The sequence below is a fragment of the Paenibacillus sp. FSL R7-0273 genome (assembly GCF_000758625.1).
GTDB lineage: Bacteria > Bacillota > Bacilli > Paenibacillales > Paenibacillaceae > Paenibacillus_AQ.
The window spans coordinates 2159700-2177591 of sequence record NZ_CP009283.1 but is presented as its reverse complement, the minus strand read 5'-3'; the positions used below and the strand labels follow the sequence as shown (position 1 = coordinate 2177591).

Below are 17892 nucleotides of genomic sequence, written 5' to 3'. Positions count from 1 at the left end.
ATTGTTAATCGTTCGCTTATAAAAAACAAAAAGTGTGCCCCGGAGCCTTCATCGGCGGGCACACTTTTATTGATTTCCACTCAGTCTGTCTAATGCCTGCTAAGCATTCTGTTCCTGCTGATTATGCTATTTACCCAAATCTAAGCTAATTAAGAAAATCCAAGGGCCTATCCGTTTCATTTGTTAACAACTCACTGGAATTCAGATTGTGAAAAAACGGCAAACAAAAAAACCATGCCAGCGCCGAAGCACTGACATGGCTTTTTGGTTATTCCTAAGCTTACCGGTTCAGCAGGCTGCCCACATATTTCAGCAGCTCATTGGCGCAGATCGGGCAGTAGTTATGCTCCTCGATCAGGCGTCTGGACACCTCATTAATCCGCTTCAGCTGGCTCTCATCCGGCGTTTTGGACGAGGTGGTAATCTTTACGATATCCTTCAGATCGGCAAACAGCTTCTTCTCAATTGCTTCGCGCAGCCGGTCGTGATTGTTGTATTCAAACTTCTTGCCTTTGCGCGAGTAGGCCGAGATACGGATCAGGATTTCTTCGCGGAAGGCCTTCTTGGCATTTTCGGAGATGCCGATCTGCTCTTCAATCGAGCGCATCAGCCGCTCATCCGGCTCCATCTCTTCATCTGTAAGCGGGTCACGGATTTTGGTCCAGTTGCAATACGCCTCGATGTTGTCGAGATAGTTCTCGAACAGTGTTTTGGCCGACTCTTCAAAAGAATATACGAACGCCTTCTGCACTTCGCTTTTAGCGAGAATATCGTATTCCTTGCGCGCTATGGAAATGAAGTTCAGGTACCGCTCGCGCTCTTCCTTGGTGATTGAAGGGTGGGAGTCCAGTCCGTCCTTGATCGCCCGCAGCACATCCAGCGCATTCATGCACTGCAGATCACCCTTGATCAGAGCGCTGGAAATCCGGTTAATAACATACCGCGGATCGATGCCGGACATACCCTCATCCAGATATTCGGTCTGCATTTCCTTGAGATCGGCTTCCTTATAGCCCTCGACCTCTTCGCCGTCGTACATCCGCAGCTTCTTGATCAGGTCCATCCCCTGCTTCTTGCTCTCCTTGAGCCGGGTCAGGATGGAGAAAATCGCAGCTGCCCGCAGGGCATGCGGCGCAATATGCACATGCTTCATATCGCTCTGGCCGATCAGCTTGGCGTAGATTTTTTCCTCTTCCGATACTCTAAGATTATAAGGCACCGGCATGACGATCATGCGGGACTGCAGCGCCTCATTTTTTTTATTGGAGATAAAAGATTTATACTCTGTTTCGTTGGTGTGGGCTACGATAAGCTCATCCGCACTGATCAGCGCGAACCGGCCGGCCTTGAAATTCCCTTCCTGGGTCAGGGACAGCAGGTTCCACAGGAACTTCTCGTCGCACTTCAGCATTTCCTGGAACTCCATCAGGCCGCGGTTGGCCTTGTTCAGCTCCCCGTCAAACCGGTAGGCGCGCGGATCGGATTCCGAGCCGAATTCCGTAATGGTCGAGAAGTCGATGCTGCCGGTCAGGTCGGCAATATCCTGTGACTTTGGATCAGACGGGCTGAAGGTCCCGATGCCGATACGTTCCTCCTCCGACAAAATAACGCGGGTAACCTTAACCTGCTCGATGTCGCCGTGGTATTCATTTTTCAGCCGCATCTGGCAGGACGGGCATAGGTTGCCTTCAATCCGTACACCGAGCTCCCGCTCTATCTCCGGACGAAGCTCCAGCGGAATCAGGTGCAGCGGCTCCTCATGCATCGGGCAGCCTTCAATCGCATATACGGCACCGGCATCGGTACGTGAATACTGCTCCAGGCCGCGTTTTAAAAGTGTAACCAGGGTCGATTTACCGCCGCTGACCGGCCCCATTAACAGCAGAATCCGTTTGCGGACATCGAGCCTGCGTGCCGCCGAATGGAAGTACTCCTCCACCAGCTTTTCAACCGCACGGTCAAGCCCGAAGATTTCCTGCTCAAAAAACTTATACCGCTTGCGTCCGTTGATGTCCTCTACGCCATGTGATTTGATCATGTCGTATACACGGGAGTGAGCCGTCTTAGCGGGAGAGGGGTCTTTTCTCAGCAGTCCTATATAATCCTTAAAGGTGCCGCTCCACGCCAAACGGTCATTCTCAGCCCGATACGAAGCTATACGCTCAAAAATGTCCATTGCTCGCTGCCTCCTCTTGCGCTCCTACTTGCTCGATTGGCTTTAAAAGTGTATTACATACCTATGCGGGAGCCCGGGATAATTGACCTCTTTTTTGCTGTGCTATAATAGAGAATCATTGTGAACGATAGAACTTCACATATCACGTTAACTGTACGGGTTGAGCCCTAAACGTTATATAATGGGAAAAAGCGGTGTGCGAACAGGAAATCTTCAGGGAGTGACTATGATGGCAATCAAGCATGAAATAGCCAGGATGACAGTGGGGAGTGACTATGATGGCGATTAAGCATGAAACAGCCAGGTTAACTGCGGGGAGTGACTATGATGGCAATTAAGCATGAGACAGAATGGACAACTGCAGGGAGTGACTACGATGGCGATTAAGCATGCAACAACCAGGACAACTGCGGGGAGTGACTACGATGGCGATTAAGCATGCAACAACCAGGACAACTGCGGGGAGTGACTATGATGGCGATTAAGCATGCAACAACCAGGACAACTGCGGGGAGTGACTATGATGGCGATTAAGCATGAGACGGAGCTGTATGCTCCGCTTAAGGCTTACTTTGAACGGTATGGCTACTCGATCAAGGGGGAGGTGCGCACCTGTGACCTGGTCGGCCTGCGCGAGGGTGAAGACCAGCCGCTGATTGTGGAGATGAAAAAAACGTTCAATCTCGCCCTGCTGCTGCAGGGGGTTGAACGTCTGCGCCTCAGCCCCAACGTCTACCTTGCCGTGGAGCGCGTCCGCGACAAAAAAGGCGCGGTGAACCAGCGCTGGGGCGAGCTTACCGGGCTGTGCCGCCGGCTCGGTCTCGGGCTGATCACCGTCGTCTTCTACAAGACGAAGGCTCCGCTCGTCGAGGTGCTCGCGGAGCCGGGCGACGCGCCGCCTCAGGTCCGCAGCGGCGCACGGCGGCGCGAGAAGCTGCTCTATGAGTTCCGCGAGCGCAGCGGGGACTACAACACCGGCGGCAGCACGCGCGTCAAGCTCGTGACTGCCTACCGCGAGAAGGCGCTGCGCGTGGCACTCGCGCTGCAGGCCCTTGAGGCCGAGGCTGCGCTCGGCCTCGCTGCGGAGCGCGGCGGGCGGAGCGCCGCGCGCGGGGCAGGCGCCGATGCGCCTACCGGGGGTCCGGCCGCTGCACCCGGCCGGGAAGGGATCACGCCCGCCGAGCTGCGCAGGCGGAGCGGGGTGCCTGGCGCTGCGGCGATCCTGCAGCGCAACTACTACCGCTGGTTCACACGGGTGAACCGCGGACGGTACCAGCTGACGCCAGCCGGCACGGCCGCGCTGGTGGAATACGCCGCGATCGCCGAGATCAGCGCGGGCAAGGGGTAGCGCGCAGCGGGCTTCTGCGCGTAAAAGCAGCTGGCGCAGGATGCCCCGCCTGCTGCTCTTACGCGAGTGCCTCCCATGCGGCACCCAGTGTATACTCGTGTCTGCAGTGCAATAGTCGCGCCTTCATGCGTACTACCAACCTTGCGCGCATCTTTATTCACCATCCACCTAACACCAGCCCGAAAACACTTTTTACTCTTTACTCTTCACCTCCACCAACCACCAGCCCGCTCACACCCCTCCCCCCAGCCACCCAACGCAGCTTTAACTGCACTCCATACAACTAAAATGCCTGTTTTTCTTCGAAAAAGTAAAATAGATGCATTCCGTGCAGCTAAAATGTGCAAAAACGTCCGATTTAACCTTTTTAGCCTATTTTAACTGCACAAAGTACACTTATATGTTGTTAGCAGAATAATCTGCTGATTTTAAGTGTACAAACTGCAACTAAAACGACCTCCTGCTGAGCTCCAACGTCTGAGCAACTCCTGAAGCTCGGAGGAAAGACCAACACATCCGGTTTATCCTCAACTAGCTCTTAATTAGTACTGTACTAGTCCCAACTAGCTCTCCACTAGCTCTTAATTAGCACTCACTAACACTCTACCATCCCCCTATCAGCACCACCCAAACTTAACCGCACCCGACCCACATAGCCGCCTGCTCACAGCTCATACCCCCGCCCGTTCAGAAGCAGGGACGCGGCGCTGCCGGCCAGCAGCATGACCAGGACGTTGCTGCCCACCGTCACCCAGCTGATAGTCTCATTAATGTCTGTAGCCCGGACCCGGGAGACGGGAGTCACACTCAGCAGATTCGCGTATTGCTTAAAAGAATCCACCGATGACGTGCCGATGCTCCAGTGCCAGCTCCCCTGCACAGCCCCTGCAAACTGGACAGCCACCACACCGGCCAGTACTGCCACAATGCAGAGATGGCTGAGCTGGGGTTTGCGGAATCTTTTGCCGGCTGCCAGTGCAAGTCCGATCAGAGCCAGGCCTGCGGGCAGACTGAGCAGCTTGGACAGCACCAGGTAGAGAATGCCGAGTGCGGGACTCGAGGACTGCTCTATCCGCAGCTGATACAGGCCGGCCGGATTCAGGAAAACCTCCAAAAGCGTGGTTGACCATACCACCATGCTGCCAAGGATGAACACGGCTGATTTTACAGCGAACAAGGAGGACGTTCTGACCGGCAGCAGATGATTAACCGGCATAACACCGGTGAAGAATTCCTTGTACAAATCTGTGTAAATATATAGCGGAACGAGCAGTCCGATCACCATATTCGCGGTCAGCGCCAGAAAGGCCAAATCCTGCTGTGTGCTGAACAGAAAATACAGATTAATCAGCGTACTCAGACCGGCAAGTGAGCCAAACACCGCCAGGTGCTTTCTGCATTCGAGCTTAAACTGATGGACAAGAATCATATTTTCACTCCCTTTACTTCACAATTTGTTTAAAAACATCCTCTAAAGCCATCCCGTACTCCCGTTTGATGTCCGCCACACTCCCCTGCAGCTGCACCCTGCCCTCATCCACAATGGCAATATCGGTGAACAGCGGCTCCACTCCCTGAATCAGATGGGTGCTGACCAGAATGGTGCTGTCTCCGGTAAAATGGTCCAGGATAATCTTCATGATTTTATCCCGGGTCGACGGATCCACCGCAGCAAGCGGCTCATCGAGCACATACAGCTTGGCCTCTCTGGCAAAAGCCAGCGAAAGACTCAGCTGCTCCTTCATCCCTTTTGACAGCGACTTTACCTTGTCTTTGACATTCAGGCCGAGTGTGCCGATCATATCACTGGCTTTATCCGCCCGGAAATCAGCGAACGCATGCCCGAAAAAGGTGACACTCTCCTCCACCGTCATCCACGGATACAGAAACTCATGGTCCGGCAGGTAGGATACAATTTTCTTCGTCTCCACACCGGGTCTTCTCCCGTCTACCAGCAGGGTGCCTTCATAATGGCGGAGCAGTGAAACAATCAGCTTCATCAGGGTTGTTTTCCCCGCCCCGTTTCTTCCCAGCAGCCCGACAATCTTTCCCCGCCCGACTTTCAGCTCCAGTCCGTTCAGAGCACTTTTGCGGCCATAGCTTTTGCTAAGACCGCTGCATTCCAGTATGTTCTCCGCAGCCATGCTTTTCTGCCTTCCTTTCTGTTTGAACCTGCGCCAGCTTTACCAGCTTCTGAACGTTAGACCCGTGCCTCCCATACAATCCCTGCACCGTCACCAAATTTACACATTTCTCTCTCTCTGGCATCATCTGTATCTCCTCTCGTCAGCAACACAAATTCCTGCACTATTTCAGCCCTTACAATACTCCTATACTCATGCCCCCGCCCCGGCGGACGCAAAAAAGCAAGCCCCATTCCGGCTGGAGCTTGCTTAGCTGCTGTTAATTCACTTTTAATCCGTATCTGCCTGCCTCCTGCCTGCTGTTCCTTCAGCTCCGCGCCGTAAACTCATTTACAGCCTCGCTCATCAGGTTCATGCCCAGCAGCAGCTCATCGCGGCCGGGATGGCTGAAGTTCAGCCGGATACGGTCACCGCCTCCGCTGACGCTGCAGAGCTGGCCGGGCAGGAAGGCGACGCCTTTGGCCAGCGCCACCTTGAGCAGCGTCATCGCATCCAGCCCCTCCGGCAGCGAGACCCACAGGAACATGCCGCCTTCCGGCATGTCGTATTCGCTGTTTTTCCAGGCGGAGCGTTTCAGCAGCTCGGACATCAGCTTGAGCCGTGTGTGGTATTCGCGGTTCAGCACAGCGATGTGCTCCCGCAGATTAAAGGCCGTGACATCCAGCAGATGATGCAGCAGCCGCTGGTTCAGCGAGCTGGACTGCCAGTCCGCCATCTGCTTGGCTGCTGCCATCATCGAGATCAGCTCACGGCTGCCTGCCGCCCAGCCCGTCCGCAGCGCTGGCGCCACGGTCTTGCTGAACGAGCCTATGTAGAGTACGTGTCCGTTTTTGCTGATATTTTCCAGTGCATACAATGAAGGATATTGCGCAGCCGCCGTTCCGCCGCTGCCGGTGCGCCTGAAATGCAGATCCCCGTAGGAATCATCCTCAACGATCAGCAGATTACTCGCGATGCACAGCTCAAGCACCTGCCTGCGCCGTTCAAGGCTCCAGAGGATACCGCTGGGATTGGTATAGCTTGGCGTTGCAAACAGCATCTTCGGACGGTGCTGGTGAATCTGGGCCCTTAGATGATCAGGCTGCAGCCCGTCCCGGTCACCCTTTACTGGAATAATGACTGCACCCTGCATACGGAGCGCCTGCAAAATCCCCGGAGAGGTCGGATTCTCTACCAGCACCCGGTCACCCGGATCGATATAAACCCGGGACAGCAGGTCGATGGCTTGTTGACTCCCCGTTGTCAGAAGAACTCCGCCTTCTGCGGTGGTCACTCCTTTACCCTTCAGCCAGTCTCCGGTCAGCCATTCCCGCAGCGGGGCATACCCCTCAGGATCACCGTACTGCAGCGCACCTGCGTCAGCTGAGATAACAGTCGAGGCCGCCTCTGCAAGCAGCGACAACGGGAACAATTCTTCTGCCGGCAGTTCTTCCGCCAGAGAGATTAACGCGCCGCGCCGCGTTTGGGTACGGATGCTCAGCTGCGGTGAAGAAATCAACGTATGCGCACGGGCAGAAAACTCATACTTCATATGTTCCCCCCTTCCCTGGTACCAAGAATATTCCAGCATGGCCGGCTTTATGTCGCTTGAGCTTAGCCTATGCGTAGATTTGCTTGCTCTGCCTTGAGAAAAGCGCGAACTTCTCGATGGCCTGGGCCCTCGTTGTTACATCTAGTTTCACATAAATTTTACGGAGATAATTATCTATCGAGCGCCTGCTAACCTGAATTTCCAGCGCAATTTTATCGTAAGTGATTCCTTGCACAATCCTCTCCATGATAAACATCTCCGTCTGTGTCAGCTGCATGACGCTGTCCAGCCCGCGTGAGGAGGTTGCCGGCCGGTAGCCCTTCTGAATCCAGTTCAGCGGAACAGACAGAAATCCCTCCCGCAGGCCACCGATCATTAGCAGCAGCTGCCGGGCAGATGCACCCTTGGACAGCACTCCGCTCGCTCCCAGCTCAAGCAGCGGCTGGAACAGCTGGCTGTCTTCCTCATCCGTCATAACGATAATATGCGCATCCTCACAGCTGCTCTTCAGCTCAGGCAGCACATGCTCCACATTGCCTTCAGGCATCTGGTAATCCGCCAGCACCAGATCCGGCTGATGCTCCTGCACACTGGACAGGCCTTCGCTCCATGTGGAATACATCCCGAGGACGGCAAGCTCTCCTCCTTCCTCCAATATTAATTTTGTACCCAGCATACTAGTGGGATGACACCCCACAATGACCACCCGCCAAACCTTCATCATTACTCCCCCAGACCTCCTGCTGTCTATATAATTACTCTGAGAGGAAAGCGCTTTAAGCATTTTTGGCTATCACGCAAGCAAGGAGGGTTGTTTGTACATAACTGATTCTTCCTTCTTTTACCTTGAATACGCCTCTCAGATATTCCAATCTATAGAAATTGTATCGCAGTACTTTAATAGGATGCAATTACTTTTTCACCTGCGCAGCTCGCCCTTTCACTTTTGCGAAACTTGTAAAAGTCTGATAGAATGGGGACTTGAAAAAAATAGCTTGAGGTGATGTTGAAATGCAACCGCTAGCGGAATCGACCCCTGTACACTCGCGCCGTACTGCAGCGAGAAACGGTTCTTCCGTAAAATGGTTTTTACTGTTCTGGATTGTGATGATTGGACTAGGCGTATACGCTGTCTACAGCTATACCAATCATCTGAAGCAGCAGGTGCTGACCGAGCTCGGCAATCAGAGCCAGCAGCAGCTTACCGTTTTGAAGACCGATTATGAAGCCCGGATTGCCGTTCTCTCGGAGGAGGTTCAGGAGCTGCAGAACACGGTTCAGACCTTTAACGAGCTGCTGACGTTTACCAAAGACAACGCAAGCAACAAAACAGATAACAGCAATAAGCTGTATACCCAGCTGAGCGAGGTCAAAAAACAGCTCGATTCACTCAAGAAAGAGATGGATCTGTTAAAATGATGACCCCAGTAAAAAGAGTCAACCGTTTCTTCATGCTTCTGACGGCACCCTTTATCGGTTTAGTGATTGTCCTGCTGGGCTATCAGCCTAAGTTGACTCTCGACCTGAATATCAGCCAGTTTGCTGCTGAGGCCGGACCGGTGGAACAGACAGCCCTGCTCAAGAAGGAGCTGCTTCAGGCCCAAAGCTCAGCTTCCTATACAATTGATGCCATCGGGGCTACCGCACACCTGTACAACCAGACTACGAACGCAATGAATGCGCTGGTCAATACAGCTGCAGCTCAGGTGTCCCGTCCGGAAACAATTTATAACCGGCGGATAACTGCCAAGCTTGGCATTCCGGCTGATGTTATCACCAGCGACCGGATTACTATTGAATTATACCGGCTGAATCCCGGTAACTATAAGGCTTATGCGCTCAAAATCCGGCTGAAGGATGCAGGCGCCATGAAAATGAGCCTGGCCGGTGACGGCACCGGGCAAGCCGAGACTACGATGCAGGCGGTTAACCGCCATGGTGCAGTAGCCGGAATCAATGCCGGAGGCTTTGCAGATCAGAACGGCAAGCGGTATCCTTTGTCTACCACCATTGTAGACGGCAAATATCTGTACGGGTTTGAACCGACCTACAAGGATCTTAGCTTTGTCGGCCTCAGCACATCCGGCCGGCTGATCGGCGGGAAATTCAGCAGCAAGTCACAGCTTGATCAGCTTGAGCCTGCCTTTGGCGCTACCTTTGTGCCTGTGCTGATCCAGAACAGCATGCTGCAGCCTATTCCGTTCAAATGGCAGACGAGCCCTGCGCGTGCACCGCGCACCATCATCGGCAAATATAAGGATGACCAGATTCTGGTGCTGGTTGCTGACGGCTATAATGAGAGCGGCAACTCCGGAGCAACGCTGATGGAACTGCAGAACAAGCTGTGGGGCATGGGCGTAGTCGACGCCTATAATCTGGACGGCGGCGGCTCCGCTTCCCTTATCTTCAAAGGTAAAGTGATTAACAAGCCCTCCGACGGAAATTTGCGGCAGGTGCCGACGAATTTCCTGTTTTTTAAATAGCTAAAATTTTTAGCTTTTAATCCCGGCAGGCAGCAGGTTATAATCAGGATAACGATTACAATCCTTTATGGAGGTGTCCGGCATGTCGTTCTCCCTGACCTTTTGGATTGTCACTTTAGTTTTTCTGCTGTTTCTGACCGGAATTCTGACTTCATCCTACAACGACGACAAAACAAAAGGCTTATAGCCGCCGTCTACTTCAAAAAAACGCCGCACAATGTGCGGCGTTTTTTCAGTGTTGGCCTGCGGGGTACACCGCAGTACCGTACTATGTAAGAATGTTGCTTGCCGCCTTCCTGTAAGGAAGCGGGGATAACTTAAGCGTGTCTTGGCAGCTGTGTCATTTCTGAAAGACAAGCAGCACAAATATAACGGTCTTTATATTCGCTTACGCCTTCCATCGATCCGCAAAATACGCATTTAGGACGGTAGCGCTCCAGAATGATGTGGTCACCCTGCACAAGAATTTCCACCGGGTCTCCTTCATTCATCTGGTACCTTTTCCGCAGAGACTTAGGCAGAACAATTCTACCCAGCTGATCTACCTTACGAACTACGCCAGCAGGTTTCATATCTTACGTACACCTCTCCTGTTCAACTATTGAATTAGTAGCTACTACTTTTTTCGGCAGTATTCTTCTATTTCGTTATTAAATATGTCGAATCCTGCTGAAAAAAATAAAAAAAAGTGTCTACTTTAAAAAAGTTCCGGAAAATCCAGCTGACGCAGCGCTTCATAGACAATAATTGCTGCCGAATTGGACAAATTCAGCGATCTGACTGCCTGGCCCATCGGCATGCGCATCGCGGTTTCCCGGCCAGCCTCAAGTATCTCCGGCGGCAGTCCTTTGGTTTCTTTACCGAAAACAAAAAAATCACCGTCCCGGAAAGCAAAGTCCGTGTAACGCTTCTCGGCCTTGGTTGTAGCGTAGAAAAAACGCCCTTCCCTATATTTCTCCAGAACCTCCGCAAACGAATCATGATATTCAATGGTAACAGCATGCCAGTAATCAAGTCCGGCCCGTTTCAGTGTTGCATCATCGGTCCGGAAGCCCAGCGGGCGGACCAGATGGAGATGAGTGCCTGTAGCTGCGCAGGTGCGGGCGATATTGCCGGTGTTCGCCGGAATTTCAGGTTCAACCAGCACAATGTGTAATGCCATAATCAAATAACTTCCTCTCTGTAGGCTGCTTCAGCCCTGTGTTATTAGGTTGCATACTGCTCTGGGATGATGGGCGGACTGATCAACACAAAAGCAGAAAACCTTCCGCCTGAGTAGCGGAAGGTCCGGAAATGTCATCATTAGCCTTGTGTCTGCCGGAAATGCTTCATGAAATCAGAAAGTGCCTTAACGCTCTCATAAGGAACGGCGTTATAGATGGAAGCGCGCAAGCCCCCGACGCTGCGGTGTCCCTTGAGGCCGATGAAGCCTTCCTGCTCGGCAGCCTTAACGAACTGCTTCTCCAGCTCCTCGGACTGCATCCGGAAGGTGACGTTCATAATGGAGCGGCTGCCCGCTTCCGCTACACCGCGGTAGAAGCCGTCGCTGCCGTCGATATGATCATACAGCAGTCCGGATTTGTCGCGGTTTTTAGATTCGATGCCGGCAAGCCCGCCCTGCTCCTCAATCCATTTTAACACTTCATTGACCATATATACAGAAAAGGATGGCGGTGTATTGTACAGAGAGTTGTTCTTGTAGTGAGTATCGTAACGCAGGATCGTCGGGATATTCGCAGGTGATTTGGCAATCAGCTCTTCCTTGGCAATCACTACAGTAACCCCGGATGGTCCAAGGTTCTTCTGTGCGCCGGCATAGATCAGCCCGAATTTGCTGACATCAAAGGAACGGCTCAGAATGTCACTGGACATATCGGCAATCAGCGGAAGAGAGCCTGTATCGGGGTACTCCGCATATTGTGTACCTTCGATCGTTTCATTGGAGGTAATATGCAGGTAGGCTGCATTGTCAGCGGGCTTGATGCTGCCCAGCTCCGGAATAGCCAGAAACTTCTTGTCCTCGGAGGATGCTGCAACATGCGCTTCCCCTACCAGCTTCGCTTCCTTAAGGGCCTTGTCAGCCCAGCTTCCTGTCATGACATAGCTGCCGACTTGTCCGCTGGAGATAAGGTTCATCGGGATCATGGCGAACTGTGTGCTGGCCCCGCCCTGTACGAACAATACCTTGTAGCCTTCCGGATTGCCGAGCAGTGAAAGCAGACGCTCCTGCGCTTCATTATGCACGGATTCGTATATTGCCCCGCGGTGCGACATCTCCATAATGGACATTCCGCTCTCACGGAATTCGACAAACTCCGCCTGTGCGCGTTCCAGTACTTCAAGCGGCAGCGCCGCCGGTCCTGCATTAAAATTGTATGCTCTCTTGCTCAAAATTGCCCCCATCCTTTCTCTCCTACGAATATGGATATCGCTATGATAGCAGCATTCCAACACGCCAGCAAGTATAATTATTCACATGTAGCGTAACATCAGCAGGGTTCAGAACGTGAAAAACTGATAGCTGCGGCTCCAACCCTTGCTGTGACGCGGTAAAATACTGATGGCCGCAAAAACCTCCGGCGAAATAACATGCCGCTCGCCCCAGAGGGCCATCCGCTCCGGACGGAAGCTTCCGCTCTCACGTACTCCTGCCCCGCCCGGCCTGTGAACCAGTTCCCAGTACCAATCCGCAGCCTCCGGCTCCCAGCCGCTAAGCCGGCAATAGAACGGACGGTCCGGCTGTGCATTCCAGCGCACCCGGTCTCCGGATACCTGCAGCAGCCCTGAGGTATACGGCGATTCCGGTTCATGCACACCGGCTTGGCCCGGCAGCCTCAGCTCATAGCCTTCCCCCGCCGGCGCTCCGTTAATTCCTATGAAATTATGAATATATTCCTCTGTATGAAGCGGTTTTGAGCCTGTGTTCTCAAGCGTATAATCGATAATAAGCCGGTCTCCGTCCAGTGAAATCCTTTTTGTCAAAAGAAAGCTGTAACCCCGGCATTCCGCAGAATTAACCCTGTACATGATGTTATGGCCACTCCTGCCGGCAGTTATTTCAGACGGAATCAGCGGATATTCTGCTGTAAAATCATACGGGGTATTATCCAGCTTCTGCAGCAGACCCACCCCAGGCTTAGGAAACCACTCCCCTGCAGCTGCTTCCGCATAGCCGATTGCCCGGGAAATTCCGAATTCGTTGCACAGCCCGATCCCTCCGCTTCCTTGTCCTGGATGCAGGCTCTCCGGAACACAAAAGGTATGCTTCCCTTCCTCCAGAGTGACTTGGGTAATGAAGCCGGTCCAGTCAAACCGGGTGCCGCTGTAATCACCAGGGCTCGCAATATCTACAGTCAAAATACCATTTGAGAGCTGATGCGCCATTTCTAGTCCCTCCCTTTCTGTATAACCGGTTCTTATACCCTCACGCTTATCAAAAAGCGCCTGCGGCACCTTGTCAGGCAGCGCAGGCACTCCTCATTATTCAAAAGAAATCAGGCCAGACGGACCTCCAGCTGATGCAGCTTTCCTTCAGGCAATTTCTCCAGGACAGCACGCGGAATCAGCACGCCCTCTGAGACGCGCTGAAGCGTCACCACAGCGCCGTTCAGCGTAACCCCGTGTATTTGATACTCCCCGTATTCCAAGCTTCCTGCGGACGTGTAGACGACTTCTAGCTCACGGCCGGCAAACAGTGTCTTGATGGAGACCTTACCGGAATCGCCGAACTGCTCCTTAACGAGCTTCGGCTCCAGCAGCAGGTCACCAAGCCGGCCCTTGATGCCAAATACTTCGGTAACCATCGTCAGCAGCAGCCAGCTGGCCGAGCCGGTCAGATACGTATACATCCCTCTGCCTTTTTCATTGATATACTCCGGAATCCCCGGATACATCCGGCTCACCTCAAAATTTACACTCAGGCTGTAGAGCGAGTCAAGCACCTTATAGCCTTCACGGACAAATCCGCGTTTGTACAGCGCATTTCCGTACATTATGGTCATATGGCTGAACATCGCCCCGTTTTCTTTGTGGCCAAAAGCAAAGCCGAAGGCGCGGCCCAGATTCTGCTGGATCCCGCCAAAGTCTGAGTTCAGCCGGTAGCCGATTTTAGCGTCGAACAGGTTTCTTTCCACAGAGGCGATCATATGAGGGATCTGCTCCGCTGCTGCTGCGTGGCCGAGAAGCGGAAATACCTGTCCGGTAAGCGTCATACGCACTCCTTCTGCCGTCTCCCCTTCAACCCGTTCACCATCATTATTATAATAGCCGTTGAACCATCCGCCCCCGTGAGCACCTTCCACCCATTCATTGCTGCGCAAATGGCTGAAGATCCACTCTGCCTTTCGAGCCAGGTCATCCGCTACCTGCGCAAGCTCCAGCACTGTGCGTGAGCCGCTAACCGTGTTCGGGGCAGCTGCATAATAGCGGTTCAGCCGCTCCTGCTTGGCGGCTACCGATGCATAATCTACACTTTCGCCTAGGGAATCCAGCAGCAGCACTATTTCTTCTGCCAGCTCCAGCGTGCTGTTTCCGGTGTACTCCTTCAATGTGCGCAGCAGCTTAGAAAGCTCATAGAGATTATCCCCGTAAAAGGCGGTGAAGGTCACACTCTCTCCCCGCTGTGCCGCCATATCCAGCCCGTCATTCCAGTCTGCACCCTCCAGCAGAATGTTATTATGCTCGCCCACATTGAAGAACGGGACCAGATTCTGCAGCAGAATATGCTCCAGAATCGTACCCTTATACACCTCTCCGGCACTGGTCAGCAGGCTGCTTCCTGCAGCAGGCTCCCAGGAGCCGTCGCGTTCACGGCACCGGCTCATGAATGAATCACGGAAATACGTCTGCTCCTGCAGCAGGAAGTCCAGATCACCGCTCTGATTCAGATACAGCAGGGTGGTCATGAACGGCCAGGCCCCATGATCCATCCACACCCGCGGGATGTTATTGCGGTCAGCAATGAACTCCCCCGGCTGCTGCCCGATTATTGTTGCATTACTGCCATCTATTCTCACACCGGCATAATTATTCAGCAGCAGGCTGCGTACATCCTCCGGCTCCATGATCAGCAGGGCCAGGCAATCCTGCCACAGATCCCGCCAGCCGCGGCCGCCGCGGCCGTAATCATGATAGGGGAGGAACGAGTTCCCGTACAGCCTGCGCAGCACCGGCTGCAGGGTGACCCACTTCATCCACTGGTCTGCATTGTCATCCCCTGTATGAAAGGACACTGTGTTTACTTTGTCCGCCCAGAACTGCTTATTGGCTTCCAGGTGAGCGTCAAATGCTGCTGATGAGCCATATTTGGATATAAGCCCGGAAATATCCATCCGATCCTCCGCAATAGCCATAACCACAACATAGGAACAGCTCTGTCCGGGCTGCAGCTCTGCGGCAGCGAACCTTATTCCGCCCAGCGCTTCATAGCCCTCATTGTGCATAGCTCCATCCTGTCCGGCTTGCGGCCCGGCATTTAACACTACCGCCTCCGGCCAGTCCAGGCTGCCGCCCTCCCCTATAAATTCCTCCTGTACAGGGAAAAAGCCCGCAGGCGGAGCCCCATCCGCTTCCGCGCCAAATACACCATAGGACGTATGATTAACCCGGTGCCCCCGCTCGTCAAAGGACAGCGCCGGTTGAACTTCAACACCATAGGCTGAAATGTATATCCGGTTAAGCAATGAAGTGACATGCCGGTGATCCCGCAGATCGTCTGCCGACCGCGCGTAAAGCGGAATAGCCGCTGTCGGCGTAATCCGGATGGCTTCCGGCCCTGTATTTGTGAGCACAACCTTCATCAGCTCAGCCTTATCCGTTCCGCCCGGCACAAAGCTGGTTACCTCCGCCTTAATACCGAGCTGCTCATTCTCCCGGGTAACCTTGTGCCACAGCAGCCCGGCTTCCAGGACAGACTTATCCGCCTCCCCTGAATAGCACTGTGCATGCTGGCGGGCTGAGTTTCCGGCCGCTGACCAGGCCCCTTTTCCCTCTATGTAGACCCAGAAATTACGCGATGCCCGCGAATTGTGCAGATCCTCGGCAGACAGCGGCGGTGTAAGAAAGGTATTATGCCCGGAAGTCACCTGCCCGTGAAGCTGCGGTGTAACAGAAGACATCATTCCCCCTTCATTGACCAGCGGAAAATACAGAAAGCTGCTCCGGTCAGGCTGCTCAAGACGGAAATCCCCATTCCGGCCGGTGAACTGCCAGTTTGATCCCTGTGTATGTGCCAATGTGTTCATCCTCTCAATATCAATTAACGAAACCGTTTTCGGTATTATTATTGCACTGCCATCAAAGCTTGTAAAGTTTTTTCTGAGCCTTAGTCCATATTATATATATCACAAACTGAAAAACCTCAATAACTGGCGTTAAATCAAGGTTTCAGTGTTATTTTATTCACTCTTATTATGAGCATAAAGCTCCCCATTTTACGAAAATACGTTTCGAAAACATAAAGATTTATTAAAATGTGAAACGATTTCGCTTCTATGCTCCGGTTTTCTACAGAATAAGGAAGTAGCCCTTTAATTATAAATCGCATTCATTTCTATATATAAAAGAATTAGTATTCATGCCGGTATGTATTCACGAAAATTTTCGATAGATCTGATGCTTAACAGCATAATAGAAGAAAGAAGCCCCCGGGAAAGTTCCCGGGGGCTTCTGGATAAAACACTGATATTATTATTCAGCTGATCCTATACGTCGAAGTACAGGGCATATTCGTGCGGGTGAACGCGAATGGCAACCTCTTGTGCTTCACCACGCTTCAGAGCGATATAGTTATCGATGAAGTCCTTAGTGAATACGCCGCCTTCTGTAAGGAATTCGTAGTCAGCTTCCAGAGCGTCAAGCGCTTCGTTCAGGCTGCCTGGTACGCTGCGGATCTTCTCTTTGTCGGCATCGGACAATTCGTAGATGTTCTTGTCCAGCGGGCCGTAACCCATTTCCTCAGGGTTGATCTTCTTCTTGATTCCGTCCAGACCAGCCATCAGCATTGCGGAGAATGCCAGGTAAGGGTTGGCAGTGGAGTCAGGTGTACGGAACTCAATACGACAGCCCTTAGGTGTTACAGCAGCTACCGGGATGCGGACAGCGGCCGAACGGTTACCTTTGGAGTAAACCAGGTTAACCGGTGCTTCGTAACCAGGAACCAGACGCTTGAAAGAGTTGGTGCTCGGGTTAGTCAGTGCGATCAGTGCCGGAGCATGATACAGGATACCGCCGATGTAGTGCAGCGCCATTTCACTCAGGTTGGCATAAGCGCCTTTTTCGTAGAACAAAGGCTCGCTGCCGTTGAAGATCGACTGGTGAACGTGCATGCCGCTTCCGTTATCACCGAACAGCGGTTTTGGCATGAAGGTTGCAACCTTGCCATACTGGCGTGCAGTGTTTTGTACAATATATTTGTAAGTCAGGAGATTGTCAGCTGTTTTCTTCAGGGTGTCAAAACGGAAGTTGATTTCCGCTTGTCCCGCAGTCGCCACTTCGTGGTGGTGACGTTCGATTTCAAGGCCTGCTTCAGCAAGCAGACGACACATTTCACTGCGGATATCCTGCTGGGAATCTACTGGCGCTACCGGAACATATCCGCCTTTGACGCCAATCTTGAAGCCCAGGTTACCGCCTTCTTCCTTGCGGTTCGTGTTCCATGCTGCTTCTTCGGAATCTACGGAGAAGGAAGAGCTGTGCATTGTAGTCTCGTAACGGACATCATCAAAGATGAAGAACTCGGACTCAGGTGCGAAGAATGCTGCTGTACCGACACCGCTTGACTGCAGGAATTCTTCAGCCTTTACTGCGATACCACGCGGGTCGCGCTCATAACGTTCGCCATCAGGAGTGAAGATGTCACACATGATATTCAGCGTCGGGTGAGCTGTAAAAGGATCAATGTATACAGTACTTGGATCAGGCATCATAACCATGTCCGATTCTTCAATACCGCGGAACCCCTTGATGGAAGAACCATCAAACGCTACACCATTAACAAATGTTTCTTCCTCAACTGCGGATGCCGGCAATGAGATATGATGAGCACGCCCACCTAAATCTACAAAGCGAAAATCCACCCACTCGATATTGTTTTCCTTGATCGTCTGCAACACTTTTTCAACCGACATGAATAATTCCTCCCCAAGTTCCGAACATTAACCCGCTCTCAGTATCAAATGTTCTTGTTTTTATTTTTTTAACTGTCGTCATTA

General features: G+C 52.7%; 14 protein-coding genes. 3 read left to right on the top strand and 11 right to left on the bottom strand.

Annotation, left to right across the window (positions count from 1 at the left end; translation table 11 throughout):
• Positions 1 to 280: 280 nt before the first annotated feature.
• A complete protein-coding gene (locus R70723_RS09250; protein WP_039871550.1) occupies positions 281 to 2176 on the bottom strand; it encodes a PrkA family serine protein kinase in 1896 nt (631 codons plus the stop codon).
• A 523-nt stretch (positions 2177 to 2699) separates the two neighbouring features.
• On the opposite strand from R70723_RS09250, the gene R70723_RS09245 reads away from it, so the two are divergent.
• Positions 2700 to 3524 carry a DUF2161 family putative PD-(D/E)XK-type phosphodiesterase gene (locus R70723_RS09245; protein WP_039871549.1) on the top strand — a complete coding sequence of 275 codons (825 nt, stop codon included), beginning with the start codon at positions 2700 to 2702 and terminating at the stop codon, positions 3522 to 3524.
• A gap of 664 nt (positions 3525 to 4188) precedes the next feature.
• Here the strand turns inward: R70723_RS09245 and R70723_RS09240 are convergent.
• From R70723_RS09240 to R70723_RS09225, 4 genes are all read right to left on the bottom strand, one after another.
• A complete protein-coding gene (locus R70723_RS09240) occupies positions 4189 to 4953 on the bottom strand; it encodes a hypothetical protein (RefSeq protein ID WP_039871547.1) in 765 nt (254 codons plus the stop codon).
• Positions 4954 to 4966: 13 nt separating this feature from the next.
• A complete protein-coding gene (locus R70723_RS09235; RefSeq protein ID WP_039871544.1) occupies positions 4967 to 5668 on the bottom strand; it encodes an ABC transporter ATP-binding protein in 702 nt (233 codons plus the stop codon).
• A 307-nt stretch (positions 5669 to 5975) separates the two neighbouring features.
• On the bottom strand, positions 5976 to 7199 hold the full coding sequence (locus R70723_RS09230; RefSeq protein ID WP_039871542.1) for an aminotransferase-like domain-containing protein: 1224 nt from the start codon (positions 7197 to 7199) through the stop codon (positions 5976 to 5978).
• A gap of 67 nt (positions 7200 to 7266) precedes the next feature.
• Entirely contained in the window at positions 7267 to 7923 is a 657-nt protein-coding gene (locus tag R70723_RS09225; protein WP_039871540.1) for a response regulator transcription factor, read from the bottom strand.
• A gap of 287 nt (positions 7924 to 8210) precedes the next feature.
• Here R70723_RS09225 and R70723_RS09220 point away from each other — a divergent pair, with 287 nt between their 5' ends.
• Positions 8211 to 8618, top strand: a complete 408-nt coding sequence (locus R70723_RS09220; RefSeq protein ID WP_039871537.1) for a hypothetical protein — start codon at positions 8211 to 8213, stop codon at positions 8616 to 8618.
• Positions 8615 to 9682 carry a phosphodiester glycosidase family protein gene (locus R70723_RS09215; protein WP_039871535.1) on the top strand — a complete coding sequence of 356 codons (1068 nt, stop codon included), beginning with the start codon at positions 8615 to 8617 and terminating at the stop codon, positions 9680 to 9682. The genes R70723_RS09220 and R70723_RS09215 overlap by 4 nt, the downstream gene beginning before the upstream one ends.
• Positions 9683 to 9999: 317 nt before the next feature.
• Here R70723_RS09215 and R70723_RS09210 read toward each other — a convergent pair whose 3' ends face one another.
• From R70723_RS09210 to glnA, 6 genes are all read right to left on the bottom strand, one after another.
• A complete protein-coding gene (locus R70723_RS09210; RefSeq protein WP_039871533.1) occupies positions 10000 to 10254 on the bottom strand; it encodes an AbrB/MazE/SpoVT family DNA-binding domain-containing protein in 255 nt (84 codons plus the stop codon).
• 125 nt (positions 10255 to 10379) lie between these two features.
• Entirely contained in the window at positions 10380 to 10844 is a 465-nt protein-coding gene (trmL, locus tag R70723_RS09205) for a tRNA (uridine(34)/cytosine(34)/5-carboxymethylaminomethyluridine(34)-2'-O)-methyltransferase TrmL (protein ID WP_039871531.1), read from the bottom strand.
• Positions 10845 to 10984: 140 nt separating this feature from the next.
• Positions 10985 to 12085 carry a 3-phosphoserine/phosphohydroxythreonine transaminase gene (gene serC / locus R70723_RS09200; RefSeq protein ID WP_179088038.1) on the bottom strand — a complete coding sequence of 367 codons (1101 nt, stop codon included), beginning with the start codon at positions 12083 to 12085 and terminating at the stop codon, positions 10985 to 10987.
• Positions 12086 to 12181: 96 nt separating this feature from the next.
• Positions 12182 to 13066, bottom strand: a complete 885-nt coding sequence (locus R70723_RS09195) for a hypothetical protein (RefSeq protein ID WP_039878480.1) — start codon at positions 13064 to 13066, stop codon at positions 12182 to 12184.
• Between the two features lie 110 nt (positions 13067 to 13176).
• Positions 13177 to 15915, bottom strand: a complete 2739-nt coding sequence (locus R70723_RS09190) for a GH36-type glycosyl hydrolase domain-containing protein (protein WP_231574854.1) — start codon at positions 15913 to 15915, stop codon at positions 13177 to 13179.
• Positions 15916 to 16383: 468 nt separating this feature from the next.
• On the bottom strand, positions 16384 to 17808 hold the full coding sequence (gene glnA / locus R70723_RS09185; RefSeq protein WP_039871527.1) for a type I glutamate--ammonia ligase: 1425 nt from the start codon (positions 17806 to 17808) through the stop codon (positions 16384 to 16386).
• Between the last annotated feature and the right edge of the window lie 84 nt (positions 17809 to 17892).

Coding starts and splice junctions, on each gene's coding strand:
- R70723_RS09220 (WP_039871537.1), top strand. CDS start 8,211: ATGCAACCGCTAGCGGAATCGACCCCTGTACACTCGCGCCGTACTGCA.
- R70723_RS09195 (WP_039878480.1), bottom strand. CDS start 13,066: ATGGCGCATCAGCTCTCAAATGGTATTTTGACTGTAGATATTGCGAGC.
- R70723_RS09230 (WP_039871542.1), bottom strand. CDS start 7,199: ATGAAGTATGAGTTTTCTGCCCGTGCGCATACGTTGATTTCTTCACCG.
- trmL (WP_039871531.1), bottom strand. CDS start 10,844: ATGGCATTACACATTGTGCTGGTTGAACCTGAAATTCCGGCGAACACC.
- serC (WP_179088038.1), bottom strand. CDS start 12,085: ATGGGGGCAATTTTGAGCAAGAGAGCATACAATTTTAATGCAGGACCG.
- glnA (WP_039871527.1), bottom strand. CDS start 17,808: ATGTCGGTTGAAAAAGTGTTGCAGACGATCAAGGAAAACAATATCGAG.
- R70723_RS09225 (WP_039871540.1), bottom strand. CDS start 7,923: ATGATGAAGGTTTGGCGGGTGGTCATTGTGGGGTGTCATCCCACTAGT.
- R70723_RS09210 (WP_039871533.1), bottom strand. CDS start 10,254: ATGAAACCTGCTGGCGTAGTTCGTAAGGTAGATCAGCTGGGTAGAATT.
- R70723_RS09250 (WP_039871550.1), bottom strand. CDS start 2,176: ATGGACATTTTTGAGCGTATAGCTTCGTATCGGGCTGAGAATGACCGT.
- R70723_RS09235 (WP_039871544.1), bottom strand. CDS start 5,668: ATGGCTGCGGAGAACATACTGGAATGCAGCGGTCTTAGCAAAAGCTAT.
- R70723_RS09215 (WP_039871535.1), top strand. CDS start 8,615: ATGATGACCCCAGTAAAAAGAGTCAACCGTTTCTTCATGCTTCTGACG.
- R70723_RS09240 (WP_039871547.1), bottom strand. CDS start 4,953: ATGATTCTTGTCCATCAGTTTAAGCTCGAATGCAGAAAGCACCTGGCG.
- R70723_RS09245 (WP_039871549.1), top strand. CDS start 2,700: ATGGCGATTAAGCATGAGACGGAGCTGTATGCTCCGCTTAAGGCTTAC.